The sequence below is a fragment of the Methanoregula sp. genome, assembly GCF_028679125.1.
GTDB lineage: Archaea > Halobacteriota > Methanomicrobia > Methanomicrobiales > Methanospirillaceae > Methanoregula.
In genome coordinates, this window is record NZ_JAJRCG010000014.1 from 18,580 (window position 1) to 31,721 (window position 13,142).

The 13,142-nt window shown below is 57.4% G+C and carries 9 protein-coding genes; 5 read left to right on the forward strand and 4 right to left on the reverse strand.

Going from position 1 to position 13,142, the window contains the following annotated elements; all coding sequences use genetic code 11:
• The first annotated feature begins 69 nt into the window (after positions 1 to 69).
• The 5 genes from dcd (at position 70) to LUQ43_RS09685 (ending at position 5,103) form a co-directional block, all read left to right on the forward strand.
• Entirely contained in the window at positions 70 to 627 is a 558-nt protein-coding gene (gene dcd / locus LUQ43_RS09665) for a dCTP deaminase (protein ID WP_299966831.1), read from the forward strand.
• A gap of 139 nt (positions 628 to 766) precedes the next feature.
• Positions 767 to 2,602: a threonine--tRNA ligase gene (locus LUQ43_RS09670; RefSeq protein WP_299966835.1), complete on the forward strand. Its 1,836-nt coding sequence runs from the start codon at positions 767 to 769 to the stop codon at positions 2,600 to 2,602.
• A gap of 70 nt (positions 2,603 to 2,672) precedes the next feature.
• Complete coding sequence (locus LUQ43_RS09675; protein ID WP_299966838.1) at positions 2,673 to 3,272, forward strand: hypothetical protein; 600 nt, start codon at positions 2,673 to 2,675, stop codon at positions 3,270 to 3,272.
• Positions 3,256 to 3,468, forward strand: a complete 213-nt coding sequence (locus tag LUQ43_RS09680) for a hypothetical protein (protein WP_299966841.1) — start codon at positions 3,256 to 3,258, stop codon at positions 3,466 to 3,468. Before LUQ43_RS09675 ends, LUQ43_RS09680 begins: the two co-directional genes overlap by 17 nt.
• Before the next feature lie 183 nt (positions 3,469 to 3,651).
• A complete protein-coding gene (locus LUQ43_RS09685) occupies positions 3,652 to 5,103 on the forward strand; it encodes an MFS transporter (RefSeq protein ID WP_299966844.1) in 1,452 nt (483 codons plus the stop codon).
• Positions 5,104 to 5,127: 24 nt separating this feature from the next.
• On the opposite strand, the gene LUQ43_RS09690 is transcribed toward LUQ43_RS09685, so the two are convergent.
• From LUQ43_RS09690 to purB, 4 genes are all read right to left on the reverse strand, one after another.
• Positions 5,128 to 9,318 carry a PAS domain S-box protein gene (locus LUQ43_RS09690; protein WP_299966847.1) on the reverse strand — a complete coding sequence of 1,397 codons (4,191 nt, stop codon included), beginning with the start codon at positions 9,316 to 9,318 and terminating at the stop codon, positions 5,128 to 5,130.
• A gap of 107 nt (positions 9,319 to 9,425) precedes the next feature.
• Positions 9,426 to 9,797 (reverse strand): response regulator, encoded by a 372-nt coding sequence (locus LUQ43_RS09695; RefSeq protein WP_299966850.1) that lies wholly within the window; start codon positions 9,795 to 9,797, stop codon positions 9,426 to 9,428.
• Complete coding sequence (locus tag LUQ43_RS09700) at positions 9,794 to 11,581, reverse strand: PAS domain-containing sensor histidine kinase (RefSeq protein ID WP_299966852.1); 1,788 nt, start codon at positions 11,579 to 11,581, stop codon at positions 9,794 to 9,796. Before LUQ43_RS09700 ends, LUQ43_RS09695 begins: the two co-directional genes overlap by 4 nt.
• A gap of 122 nt (positions 11,582 to 11,703) precedes the next feature.
• Positions 11,704 to 13,044, reverse strand: a complete 1,341-nt coding sequence (purB, locus tag LUQ43_RS09705; RefSeq protein WP_299966854.1) for an adenylosuccinate lyase — start codon at positions 13,042 to 13,044, stop codon at positions 11,704 to 11,706.
• Positions 13,045 to 13,142 lie beyond the last annotated feature (98 nt).

Genomic DNA, 13,142 nt, shown 5'->3' on the forward strand with positions numbered 1-13,142 from the left:
CTGCTTTTTTTAATCCCGCGAGCGGCCTGATGATCTTCTTATCTCCCTTCAGCACCCATAATAAAGCCGATGATTCTCGTTGACTGGCAGCTCCGCGACCGCATCGCCCGGGGCCATATCAAAATCGATCCCTACGACCCGAAGCTCGTGCAGCCCAACTCGGTAGATATCCGGCTCGGCAACCATTTTGTCTGGTACAAGCCCGGTACTGAAATTATTGACCCGTACGAAAAGGCGACCGTGACCGCCGATGTTGATGAGACCCACGCGGATTCCTTTGTCCTGAACCCGGGGCAGTTCGTCCTTGCCGAGACACTGGAGTGCATAAGTCTCCCTGACAACATCGTCGCCACCATCGAGGGCAAGTCCAGCATTGCCCGGCTCGGCGTCACCCTCCACCAGACCGGCGGATGGATCGATGCCGGGTTCCGGGGAACAATCACGCTGGAGATGGCGAACGTGAACTCCCGCCCGGTGAAGGTATACGCGGGGATGCCCATCGGCCAGCTGGTCTTCTATACCACCGAGCGGGCGGAGTTCCCCTACGATAAGAAGGCAGATGCAAAATACCTGGACCAGCGGCAGGCAACGCTCTCGCGGTACCACGGGAACCGTAAACAGGGATAATTTGATTGAGACTAGGGAATCCAATCCGGGTGCCGCGAATCCAGTTCCCGTCTCTTTCCCCGGCTCCCGGATTACCCACTATAATATACCAAGAAAACCCATTTTATACGGATGATCATGCAAGATCGGAGATGAATCAATGCGACTTCTTCTCATTCATTCAGATTACATAGAATACGAAGCTAAAAAGAAGACAAAGATGGCAGAGGAATGTTCGGTCCTCTCGGATAAGGAGACCGAAGCCCTCACTGTTTTCTGCGCCGTGGAATCGATCGATGAAGAGGATCTTGAAGGTGTCATCCTCCAGGGGATTGAGGAGATCAAGAAGACCGCCGGGCAGGTCGACGTCAAAAAGGTCATGCTCTACCCGTACGCCCACCTCTCAAGCGACCTCTCATCGCCTAAGACCGCAATAACGGTGCTCAACGCGCTTAAGACCGGGCTAGAATCCGAAGGGTTTGCCGTCAAGCGCGCACCGTTCGGCTGGTATAAATCGTTCAAGCTCTCCTGCAAGGGCCACCCGCTCTCGGAACTCTCCAGGACCATTATTCCCGGTGAGACAACCGTTGTCAAACCCACGAAGAAAGAGGTTACCCACGACTGGTTCGTGATGACCCCTGACGGGAAGAGGCACGACTACAAGGAATATCTCGACGACACCCCGTTCGGCTGCCTTGTCAAGAAGGAACTGGGCGTTGCCGTCCCGGTCGGTGGCGACCCGGCACATGTCGACCTGATGCGCTCAAAGGAGCTCGTAGACTACGAGCCCGCAAGCGATGTCGGCTGCCTCCGCTGGATGCCCAAGGGCAAACTCGTCCGCGACCTGCTCGCCGACTACGTGCTCCGTATCGTCCTTGAATATGGCGGCACCCCGGTCGAGACCCCGGTCATGTACGACCTTGGCGACAGCGCAATCTGCGAGCACGCCGCAAAGTTCGGCGAGCGCCAGTACCGTTTCAAGTCCAACAACCGGGATATGATGCTCCGGTTCGCGGCATGTTTTGGCATGTTCTCCATCATGCGCGACATGCACATCTCGCCCAACCACCTGCCGATGAAGATGTACGAGCTCTCCACCTACTCCTTCCGCCACGAGCAGAAGGGTGAGGTCATCGGCTTAAAGCGCCTCCGGTGTTTCACGATGCCCGACATGCACTCGCTCTGCCTTGACATGCCGCAGGCATTAAAGTGCTTCGAGGAGCAGCTCGCCATCGGCTGGCAGACCGGCAAGGACTTCGAGACCAAACTCGTTGCCGCATTCCGGTGCACGAAGGCATTCTATGACGAGCACGAGGCATGGGTCAGGAAGATCGTCAAAGAGTCCGACTGCCCGATGCTCATCGAGATCCTCTCCGAGCGCGTCCACTACTGGGAGGCAAAGATCGACCTCGCCGCAATCGACGGCCAGCTCCGCCCGATCGAGAACCCCACGGTCCAGATCGATGTCGAGAGCTCGACCCGGTTCAACATCAAGTACCACAAGGAAGACGGCACCCCCGTCCACCCGCCCATCCTCCACTGCTCCCCCACGGGCAGTATCGAGCGCGTGATGTGCGCAATCCTCGAGAATATCTCCACGCAGGAAGTCCCGGCCCTCCCCTGCTGGCTCTCGCCATCGCAGGTCCGCGTCGTCCCGGTTGCCGAGCGCCACCAGCCCTTTGCCGAAGAGGTCTGCAATGCGATCAACGCCGCCCAGATCCGGTGCGATCTCGATGACCGCGAGGAGAGTGTGGGCAAGAAGGTCCGCGAGGCCGGCATGGACTGGGTGCCCTATGTCATCGTTGTGGGTGACGACGAGATGGCATCAAAGAAGCTGACCGTCACCATCAGGAAGAAGTCGCAGCCCAACAAGCCGCACAAGGAGCAGATGACCACTGACGCCCTGGTTGCGGCAGTGAAGAAGGACACGGAAGGAAAACCGTTCCGGCCTCTCTATACCCCCCGGAAGCTTTCGCTGAAAGCCCGGTATATCTGATCCCTTTTTTTCCTATCGTAGTTCCATCGACATCCTCATCTGCCGGAAGAGACTAAAGAAGGCTGATCACATGGATGTCCGGTGCTCAGACAAAAGAATCGTGGTCAGCGGCAAGTACATCACGCTGCTGGATCGGTTTGTTCAGGACTTTGTCCGGATACTCGGGCAGGAAACCCCGTACGTGATTGTCAGCGGGTTTGTTGCCATACTCTTCGGGCGTTCCCGGGGAACCGAGGACGTGGATGTCCTCATCCCCCGGCTTACACCAGAGGATTTTGCGCATCTGCACCGGGCCCTCGTGAAGGGAGGATTCGCATTCCTCAATGAAGAGGATGCAGACGGGCTGTCCGAGATGCTGGAGCGGAACCGGCCGATCCGTATTGCCAGGGCCGGCCAGATCATCCCCAATATCGAGATGAAGTTCATAAAAGACGATGTCGACCGCCTTGTCCTTAAGGATCATCTCGAACTCGAACTGCCGGGCGGGGATCTCTGTATCTCACCCATCGATATCCAGATCGCCTACAACCTCTTCCTCGGTGGGCGGAAAGATATCGAGGATGCCCTCTATCTCTGGGAGATCTTCCGCGATGATCTCGATACCGCTGCCATGACCAGGGCACTGGATCTGTTTGGCGTCAGGGGTGACGAATATGGAATTGGCGTTTGACCGGAAAATGCATGATGATGACCGCCTGGCATTTGTCCGCCGGTATGCTGCCTGGGTGAAAGGGGTGCCCAACGAGGAGTGGAGCCGCCAGCAGGGTGCACTGATCGACAGTTTCATCGGGAATGCCCGGAATATGCCGCTCTCCTGCCGCGAGTACCTTGAGCGGGTGGCCGACCGTAAGCAGAGTATCCGGTAAAGCTGCTTCCCGTCCCCGTCTTTTTTTTACCGATCCCCTTAATGACAAGGATCGAACGAGATTGGCTGTACGCCGGTTTCCCATTGCGTTCCTGTGCCGGAGAATGATCGCGGGCAATAGCCGGTGGGCTGGCAGCGGATACAAACCCAAATCCATATTATAGGGAAATTCTGAAGAAATGATATGGAACTCCGCGAGCCCCTGACCGAAAAGGAACAGAAACTCGTTCTCTTCATCCTCGCACTCTCCTCCTTCATGGCATCGCTCGATTCTACCATCGTGAATATCTCCCTCCCGGCAATCGCCGAATCATTCCATGTCCCCATGAATACGATCTCCTGGGTGACCATGAGTTACCTCCTCGTTTTAAGCGGGTTTCTCCTGGTGTTCGGGAAACTCGGCGACATGAAAGGATTCAGGAAGATCTTCATCGGGGGGTTTACCGTGTTCACGTTAGGGTCGCTCCTCTGCGGCTACGCCACGAGCATCGAGACCCTCATCGGGTTCCGGTTCATCCAGGGCATCGGGGCCGCAGCACTCGAAGCGATCGGACCGGCCATGGTGGTCATCTACCTCAAAAAAGAGACCCGGGGCAGAGATCTTGGCATCCTCGCAACCGTAATTTCCCTCGGGATTGCCGCAGGACCAATCATCGGCGGGCTTCTCACGGAATATGTAAGCTGGCAGTGGATCTTCTTCATCAACGTCCCGATCGGGATTGTCGCCATCATAACGGGCCTGAAATATCTCCCCGCAGACCGGATTACCAGAAAACCGGAACGGTTCGATTATCCCGGGGCCATTCTCTTCTTCTTTGCCCTTGCAACATTCCTCTGGCCCGTCAACGAGGGGCTGACGCTCGGCTGGGCCTCCCCTGCCATCCTCGGGAGTTTTGGCATCTCCGCGGTGCTCTGGATCCTCTTTATCGTACGGGAGACCCATTGCCGGGACCCGCTCTGTGACTTCGAGCTGTTCCGGAACAGGAATTTCCTTGCAGCCAGCATCGCAGCCGCGATCATGATGCTGGCACTGGCAGGAGTCCAGTTCCTGCTCCCCTTCTTTTTTGAGGGGGTGAAGGGCTACTCGTCCGCGTTTGCCGGTCTCCTCCTCGCCATCCCGTCCGTTGCCCTCATGATCTTTGGCCCCCTCTCCGGCTCCCTCTCCGACTGGTTCGGTTCCCGCATCCTTGCTGCGGTATCGGCGCTCTTTACCGTAGCGACATTATTCCTGATCAGCATGTATTCCCAGGACACCGGCCTTATCTTTATCGTGTTCACCCTGCTCTGTATGGGCATTGCCATGGGGATCTTCTTCCCGCCCAACATGAACCAGATCCTCGGGCAGAGTAAAAAGGACGAGGAGGGCACCGGATCCAGCATCATGACCACGATGAAAAATGTCGGGGAGACCATGGGAATCGCACTGATGGGGACGATAGCGGTGTTCACGGTCGTCAGCAGCAAGGGATTCGATCCGAAAACCCCGGCTGCGGATATCCCGATGGGCATCCTTGTTGAGGGATTCGATGTCGCGATCCTGGCGGCCGGATGCATTGTCATCCTCGCGGTTATCCTCTCGGCAATTGCACAGGATAACAAGGATCCGTCAGGGGCAAATCCGCCGATGGCACGCTAAAAAAGTATCAGATCCCTGGAGGGATCACGCCGGCGGCTCCAGCCGGTATTTCCCCCGCGGGATGGTGAGCTCGAACCGTGCCCCTTTCCCGGGTTCACCGTTCTCGGCAATGGTGATCCCGGTGATGATCAGGATCTCCCGGGAGAGGAAGAGGCCGATGCCGGCCCGCACCTTTGCCGTGCGGTTGAAGATCGTCTCCTTCTCGCTTTCAGGTATCCCTTCGCCGTCATCCTCGCAGGAAAGGATGCAGTGATCAGGGCTCTTTCGGATCGAAAACCGGATCCGGCTGACATGCCCGCCGTGCTGGAGGGAATTTTCCATGAGATTGTAGATCACCCGCTGGAGCATTGCGTCGGCATAGACAAAGAGCCGCCCGGCCTCATTGACAACTTCCACATTTTCGGATGCAAGATCCCGCGTACCTGTCTCGATCAGGGACGACACGTTCTGCCATCCGGGTTGTTTCACCCCGAGATTCTCATACTCCTTGGTGAACTCGATCTGCTGCCGGATCAGGTCGGCGCTCTTCTCGACCTGTTTGAGATAGTTGAGCGTTGCCGGATCCTGGATCATCCCCCGGGTCAGTTCAAGGTACCCGAAGACACCGGTGAGCCGGTTCTTGATGTCGTGCCTCGTGATACTGGAGAGCAGGTTCAGTTTCCTGATCACCTCCTCAAGGGCCCTGATCGCGTGGGCCTGTTCCGTGATATCATGGGCATAGATCCGCAGCACCGGGTCATCCGGTGCTGCCACGATGGTGACCCGGAACACACCGGTGCCAACGAGGACGTCCCGGGAGATCGCGCCAGCCCCCGTCCCCGTCAGGGCAGAGATGATCTGGTCCATATCCTCCGGGAGGAAGGCTGCCGGGTTCTCCGGCAGGCCGCAGCGTTCCAGCACAACAGAGGTTGCCGGGTTTACATACGTGATCTCCTTTGCGGCAGTACATTCGATCACCGGCTCGGGATTCCGGAGAGGGAACGCGGCGAGCCTGCGGGTCTGGCTGGTTGCCTGGTTGAGACCGGTCACATCATGGATCAGGATGATCAAGCGGGATTCCCCGGCAGAACCGGCTGCCCGTACCGACACTTCAGTCTCGAGGGGAGAACCATCCTTCTTCTTGTTCACCCACGCAAAGAACTGGGGAACACCCTCCCGTGCTGCATGCATGAACCCTGAAAACACATCCCGGGAGTCCCTGCCATCCGGCTGGACCGGGGGCGAGAGCGATTCGGGAGGGAGGTCAAGGAGTTCGTTCCGGGTATACCCGAACATCCGCTCCGCCTCAGGGTTACAGTCCAGAATCCTGCCATTCACGAGAAGGATCGCGTCGGCCGATGCATCAAAGATGCTCCGGTATCTCGCCTCGCTCTCTTTGAGCGCCTGCTCTGCTTTCCTGCGCTCGGTGATCGGCCGGGTCGTTGTTACCAGGCCGCGGATCGCCGGAACATCGAGCAGGTTGAGGGAGACCGATTCCACGTCAACATAGTGGCCGTCCGCATGGCGGATCCGGTATTCCGTCGCGATCCCTCTGTTGGTCCGGTCGATCACCTTTCCTATGGCGCCTTTCACGAGTTCCTGATCATCCGGGTGCACGAAGTCAAGCGGAACCTTCCCGATGACATCAGCCGGATCATACCCCACGATCCGCAGGGTGGAGGGGGAACTGTAGAGGATCCGGGTGTCGCGGTCAAGGATGCGGATCATATCGGACGAGTTCTGGATCAGGTTCCGGAACCGCTCCTCGCTTTCCCGCAGCGCATCCTCGACCTGTCTCTGGTGCGTGATGTCCTGCCCGGAGAAGAGGAGCCCGAGGATCTCTCCCGACGGTGCAGTAAGCAGGGTATTGTGGAATGCGACAAGCCGCTGTTCGCCCGACTTTGTCAGCAGCAGGTTCTCGTTGTATTCAAAGGGATCAACTTCCCCGTTCAGCATCTGTCTGATGATACCCTGGACTTTTTCTCGTGATTCCTCCGGCACGAATGATTCTGCCCATTCCCGCCCGAGGATCTCCTCTTCAGGGTACCCGAGGATCTCGGAACCTTTCCGGTTGATCAGGGTTACCCGGGTTTCACGATCCATTACGGCCAGCATCACACCAGCAACATCCAGGTACCGCTGTGCCTGGTCACGCTCGGCCCTGAGCGCTTCTTCAGCCCGCCGGCGTCCGGTGATATCCGTAGCGAACGCGTATACATACCGGAGATTACCGGCATCATCGGTTACCCGGTGGATTAATACCTCGACCGGCACAAAGGAACCATCCTTCCGGATATATTCCTTCTCGTATCTCCGGGGAATGCCGGTCCGCTGGAGTTCCCGAAACATTTCCTCCATGGTATCATGATATTTTTGGGGGGTAAGATCCCGCAGGGACATGTGCAGCAATTCCTCTTCGGGATACCCGGTGAGCTCGCAGAACGCCGGGTTGACGATGCCGAAGCGGAAGTCCGGATCGGCCATGGCAAACGGCTGGGAGGCGCGTTCAAGGATACCGGCAAGGAACTGGACCCGCTCGGCACTCCCGGCGAGCGCAGTCTCGGCATGCGTCCGCCGGGCCTGTTCATCCAGCATATCAAGGGCGAACGAGACATCCATGGCAATCTCATCCAGCAGCTTGATCTCTTCCTCGTTGAAGAACTCAGGTTCAGCAGCATAGATGGTGATCGCCCCGACAACTTCCCCGTGGAGGTGGATGGGAAACGAAGCATTGGACCGGTATCCTCTCTTCAGGGCTTCGTTCCGCCAGAGATCCATCCGGGGATCGGTGGTGATATCATTACAGATATCGTACGTTCCCGTCCGGATCGCACGGCCGGCCGGGCTCTCCCCCGCCACACCTTCGGATGCAGTGATCTCAACCTCGGCAAGATACCCCTCTTCCGAACCCGCATGGGCAACCGGACGGATCATGTGGGATTCATGGTCGAGAAGCCCGACCCAGACCATCCGGAATTTCCCGTATTCAACGGCAATCCGGCAGACATCGGAAAGGAGGGTTTCCAGATCGCGCACACGGACAATTGTCTGGTTGATCTGCGAGAGAACGGCATAGAGACGCTGGGCTGCGATCACCCGCTCTTCCGCCTTCTTCCGCTCGGTGATGTCACGGACACTCACGATACTGATCGTGCGGCGTTTCTGCGGGTACCTGCTGGTTGTGATCTCCGCCGCAAAGACCGTCCCGTCCTTCTTCCGGTAATAGACAAGGGGTTGGAACTGGATCGTGCACGTCTCGCCGCTCCCTGGGGTTTCCGGTTCCGCAAAGAGATTCGCATGGTTTAAGGTGCTGAACTCCTCGCGGGAGTACCCGAACATCCGGATCGCAGCAGGATTCGCATCAAGGATCGTCCCGGTATCGCCATCCAGCACCAGCATCGCATCACCGGCTGCATCAAAGATATTGTGGTAACGCCGTTCCACGGCCGTGATCCGGGCCTCCGCTTTCCGGCTCTCGGTGATATCAACAACAAATCCTTCCAGTTCGCGTACTTCCCGGTCCGGGCGGGCATAGGAACGGTACGACATCAGGCTGATGAATGTGCTCCCGTCCCGTTTCCTGAACGTGATCGTGGACGTAGACCAGCCTTCGGTCTCCATTATCCTGCGAACGATCTCGTTCCGGTCTGCGGGATCTGTATAGTGAACAGCGCCCATGCCGGCACCATGGTTCACGGTATCGATCATCGCTTCCGGCGAATCATACCCGAACATCCGGGCAAAGACCGGGTTGACATCGACCAGTGTCCCTTCCGGTGTGGAATGGAAAATGCCGACCGGGGCATTCGAGAAGATCCCGCGGAAATGCTCCTCGGATTCCAGGAGAGCACGTTCCGCCCGCCTGCGCATGACCGCCTGCTGGATCTTGTTCTTCAGTTCGGCGAACTGGCTTTTTGGTTCACCGCCTTTCTGGAGGTAGAAATCCGCACCGGAGTTGAGCGCTGCAATCGCCACTTCCTCGCGGCCCCGACCGGTGAACAGGATGAATGGCAGGGTAGGGTAGTTTTCCCGAAGGCGGATCAGGAACGCCAGGCCGTCCATCTCCGGCATCTGGTAGTCGGAAACAACAATATCATACGAGCGTGTCGAGAGTCGCGCAAGAGCGTCCTGTGCAGACAGGCAGGTGTCAACCGCATAGCCACCTGCTGCTTCGAGATATATTTTGGTAACCTCAAGCAGCGCCGACTCATCATCGACATAGAGGATCGAGATCATGGGTCACTCAGGCTCCAAAACTGGTTTCTCGTATGAAAGACGTCGGTGTACAGACACTTAAAGGTAAAGGTAGCCCTGCAGGAGGGTACGGCTCGTGGCAGGAGCAGTTATGGTTTTGGCAGAAAACGAAGGATCGCATCTTTGAGTTCATTCAGGGAGACTGGTTTGTGAAGAACGCCTAAACACGGATCGCGTATATGAGTCATCCGCTCTTCTACTTCCGGCGCGGCAGAGAAGATGATCACCGGGATATTTTTCATAGCCGCGTTGTTCCTGAACCGTTCCAGGAAGACCCACCCGTCAATAGGGGTCATCATGATATCGAGCAGGATCAGGGACGGGGGATTCTTGTTTACGTATTCAAGTGCCTCAAGCCCATTTGAGATCAGGACCGGTTCATACCCGAGTTTCCTGATAAGCATTTCCATTACATCAAGGTTGGGCTGGTCATCTTCGACGATAAGAATTGTCTGTTTCATGGTTTAATCTCCGCATTCTGAGGATGTTTCGGGATGTGGATGGTAAACGTGCTCCCGATATTCAGGGTTGAGTCTACGCTGATGAACCCTCCATGCATCTGCACGTACTTCTTTGCGATCGAGAGCGACATGCCGATCCGTTCGGATTGGCCGGCGTTTCCATTGCCCGGGGACTGGTTGAAGATCTCGTCCAGCTTGGCGCTGGAGATCCCCGTGCCATTGTCCTGGATGGCAAGGCGGTGCATGGTATCCTCCGGGGCAGAGGTATAGGAGATCCGGATCTTCCTTGGGGGTTTTGCGAGGTTCACGGCATTGGTGAGCATGGCATCGAGCACCACGGAGATCCTGTTCGCATCGGCTTCAAAGGTCAGTCCCGCGGGAACTGTGACTGCCAGGTCTGCCCGTGAAGCATAATCCCCGTCATCGATGACGGATTGCAACAGGGCCGGAAGATCAAATGAGATATATTTCAGCGGGACCTTTCCGGCATCGAGAACCGAGAGTTCAAGCATCTGGTCGATGATCTGCTGTTCGCGGTCAACGCTCAATGAGCACTGGGCAAGGATCTCCTTTATCTTTTCCGTCACGCCGTACGTCTCCGGATTTTGCAGGAGGAGGTTGATGTTTCCTATAAGGGGCTGGAGGGGAGCTCTGAGCTCGTGGGCAACGGTGTTCATGGTGCCCCGGCGCCGCTCGTTATCCAGCAGCATTGTCTCCTTGAGTCGTTCGTGCTCGGTGACATCGACAAGGTTTACCAGGATCGCGGGGCTGCCCATCCGGGTGATCCAGGTGAAGAAGAGTGTGCCAAGCCGGGTATCACCGGTCTTTGTCCGGAACCTCAGGACAAGCCGGTCGGGAAGGGACGGCTGGGAATCGAGAACCTCCATAAAGGCGGGGAACTGAGACTGGTCATCGGGATGGACGAGCAGACGGATCTCCATGCCATACAGTTCATCTGCGTCATAACCTGTGAAGGCACGGAAGATCGGGTTGGTATATACGATCCGGTTGTCCCGGATGATCACGATACCGGTCGGGGCATGTTCCGTGACCTGCTCGTAATGCTGGTGGTTCTCCACGGCAGCCTGTTCCGCGAGCCTGCGCTGGGTGATGTCTATGACCGAGCAGCTGACCAGGTTCTCATCGATCCGGCTCCACGAGAGGTTGACCCAGACCGGTCTTTCACTCTTTGAGATGAACGCGGTCTCGAAGTGGATGACATCCTCGCTTGAGCCGAGGAACTCGAAGAACCGGCGCTGCTCCTCCTTGGTATGGAAGAACCGGGCAAAGGTCATGGTGCCGAGTTCCTGCCGGCTGTAGCCGAGCATGCTGGCAAACGGATCATTGGCCATCCGGATCGCAAACGTGTTCTGGTCAAAGAGGACGATGCCCAGGAGCGATTTCTCGAAGATGCTGCGGAACCGGGTCTCGCTGCTGTTGATCTTCTCGGTGAAATATGCGACAACTGCCGCTATACAGATAAAGAGGATCGCCTGGCTGGTGGTATAGATCATCCCGGTGGTATCCGGGAAGATGTTGATATACGCCAGCACTTCGTAGATCACGGCACAGAAGCCGGCAAGGAAGAGACCGCGGCGCTGGTAGAAATACGCGGCATACAGGATCGGGAAGTAGAAGAGCTGGGCATAGATGGTCTCGACATGCCGGGTGAGGGAGATAGACGTGATGAAGATGCAGGAGAGGGTGAGCGAGATAATGACACAGATGCGGACAATATCGGTATGCGAGATAGAATGACCGGCTACTGTAATCTTCCGCTCCATGGATAGTGACGATGTTAACGTTTCGAGTTTATAAATGCACTATATTATTGTTGCGAACATGCAACTCATGGCAATGGAAAGCATTCCGGTAAAAATGATTGAGAATCTGGCCCGGAACAGGGTCAAACCGCGAGAGGCGAGAGCTTTTCGATTACGCGCTCGACCTGCTGTACTGCAGTACCGGTATAGGAGTCCGGTGCGAGGAGGGCTGCGATGTCCGCCTTCGAGCAGTACCGGACCACTTCGGGATCTTGTGCAAGGATCTCGGCGAGCGGCCGGCCTTCGGCTAGGGCCTGCATGCTGGCCATCCGGATGCGCTCATGGGAGTCCTGCCGGTTCATGCCCTTCTTTGTCAGCTCGATCATGACCGATTCTACCATGTTGATCCCGTGGAGGAACGCGAGGTTCCGCCGTATCCCGGCCTTGTTGATGACGAGTCCTTCGAGCACGCCGGCCATGAGCCGGAGACAGTGGTCGGTGAGGATCGAGGCTTCGGGAAAGATCACGCGCTCGCAGGAGGAGTTCGTTAAGTCACGCTCGTCCCAGAGGGTGTTGTTCTGGAGCGCCGGTTCAACGGAAGAGCGGATGATCCGGGCAAGCCCGCAGACCTGTTCGCTCTTGATCGGGTTCCTCTTGTGGGGCATGGTAGAGGAGCCGACCTGCTTTGCGCCGAACGCTTCCTCGACCTCGCCGATCTCGGTCCGCTGGAGGCTTCGGATCTCGACGCCGATCTTGTCGAGCGTTGTCGCGACGTTGGCGCAGAACATGAAGTACTCCGCGTACCGGTCGCGGGAGATGACCTGGTTTGAGACGTCCACCGAACTCATGCCAAGGTATTCCATCATGGTGGCCTGTACTTCCATGCCTTTGGGCCCGAGGGCTGCCTGCGTGCCGACCGCGCCGGTCATCTGGCCGACAACGACCCGGGGCCGCATCTGTTCGAGGCGCTCGATGTGCCGGCCAACCTCGCTTGCCCAGATGGCGAACCGGAGACCGTAGGTCGTCGGGACTCCCTGCTGCCCGTGGGTCCGGCCAATGCAGACCAGCGTCTTGTTCTCTTCTGCCCGCCGGAGGAGGACCGCGAGAAGGGTCCTGAGTTTGGTATCGATGAGATCGAGCGACTGGCCGAGCTGGAGGCCGGTTGCAGTGTCGAGCATATCGTTGCTGGTTGCGCCGTAGTGCACCCAGCGCCCGGACTCGCCCGTGACTTCCGAGATCGATTTGACGATCGCCATCATGTCGTGGCTGATCTCCAGTTCGATCGCCTTTGCCCGTTCGAGCGAGGCGTTCTTTGCCTTGCTCTCGATCTCGACTGCTGCTGCTGCCGGGATCATGCCGTGGTGGGCCTCGGCCTTTGCCAGCGCAACTTCGGCTTTCACGATACAGGAAAACCGGTTCTGCTCGCTCCAGACGGCACGCATCTCTTTTGTGCCGTAACGCTCCTCGATGGGGTGGACTGCCATGTGAACAGATCTGTTGTCCGGGAATATAGGGATTGGGGGGGAGGAACCGGGGGATTTCGATTCTTATTCAGTCCGCTTTATACGAGCAGGCTCGCCTG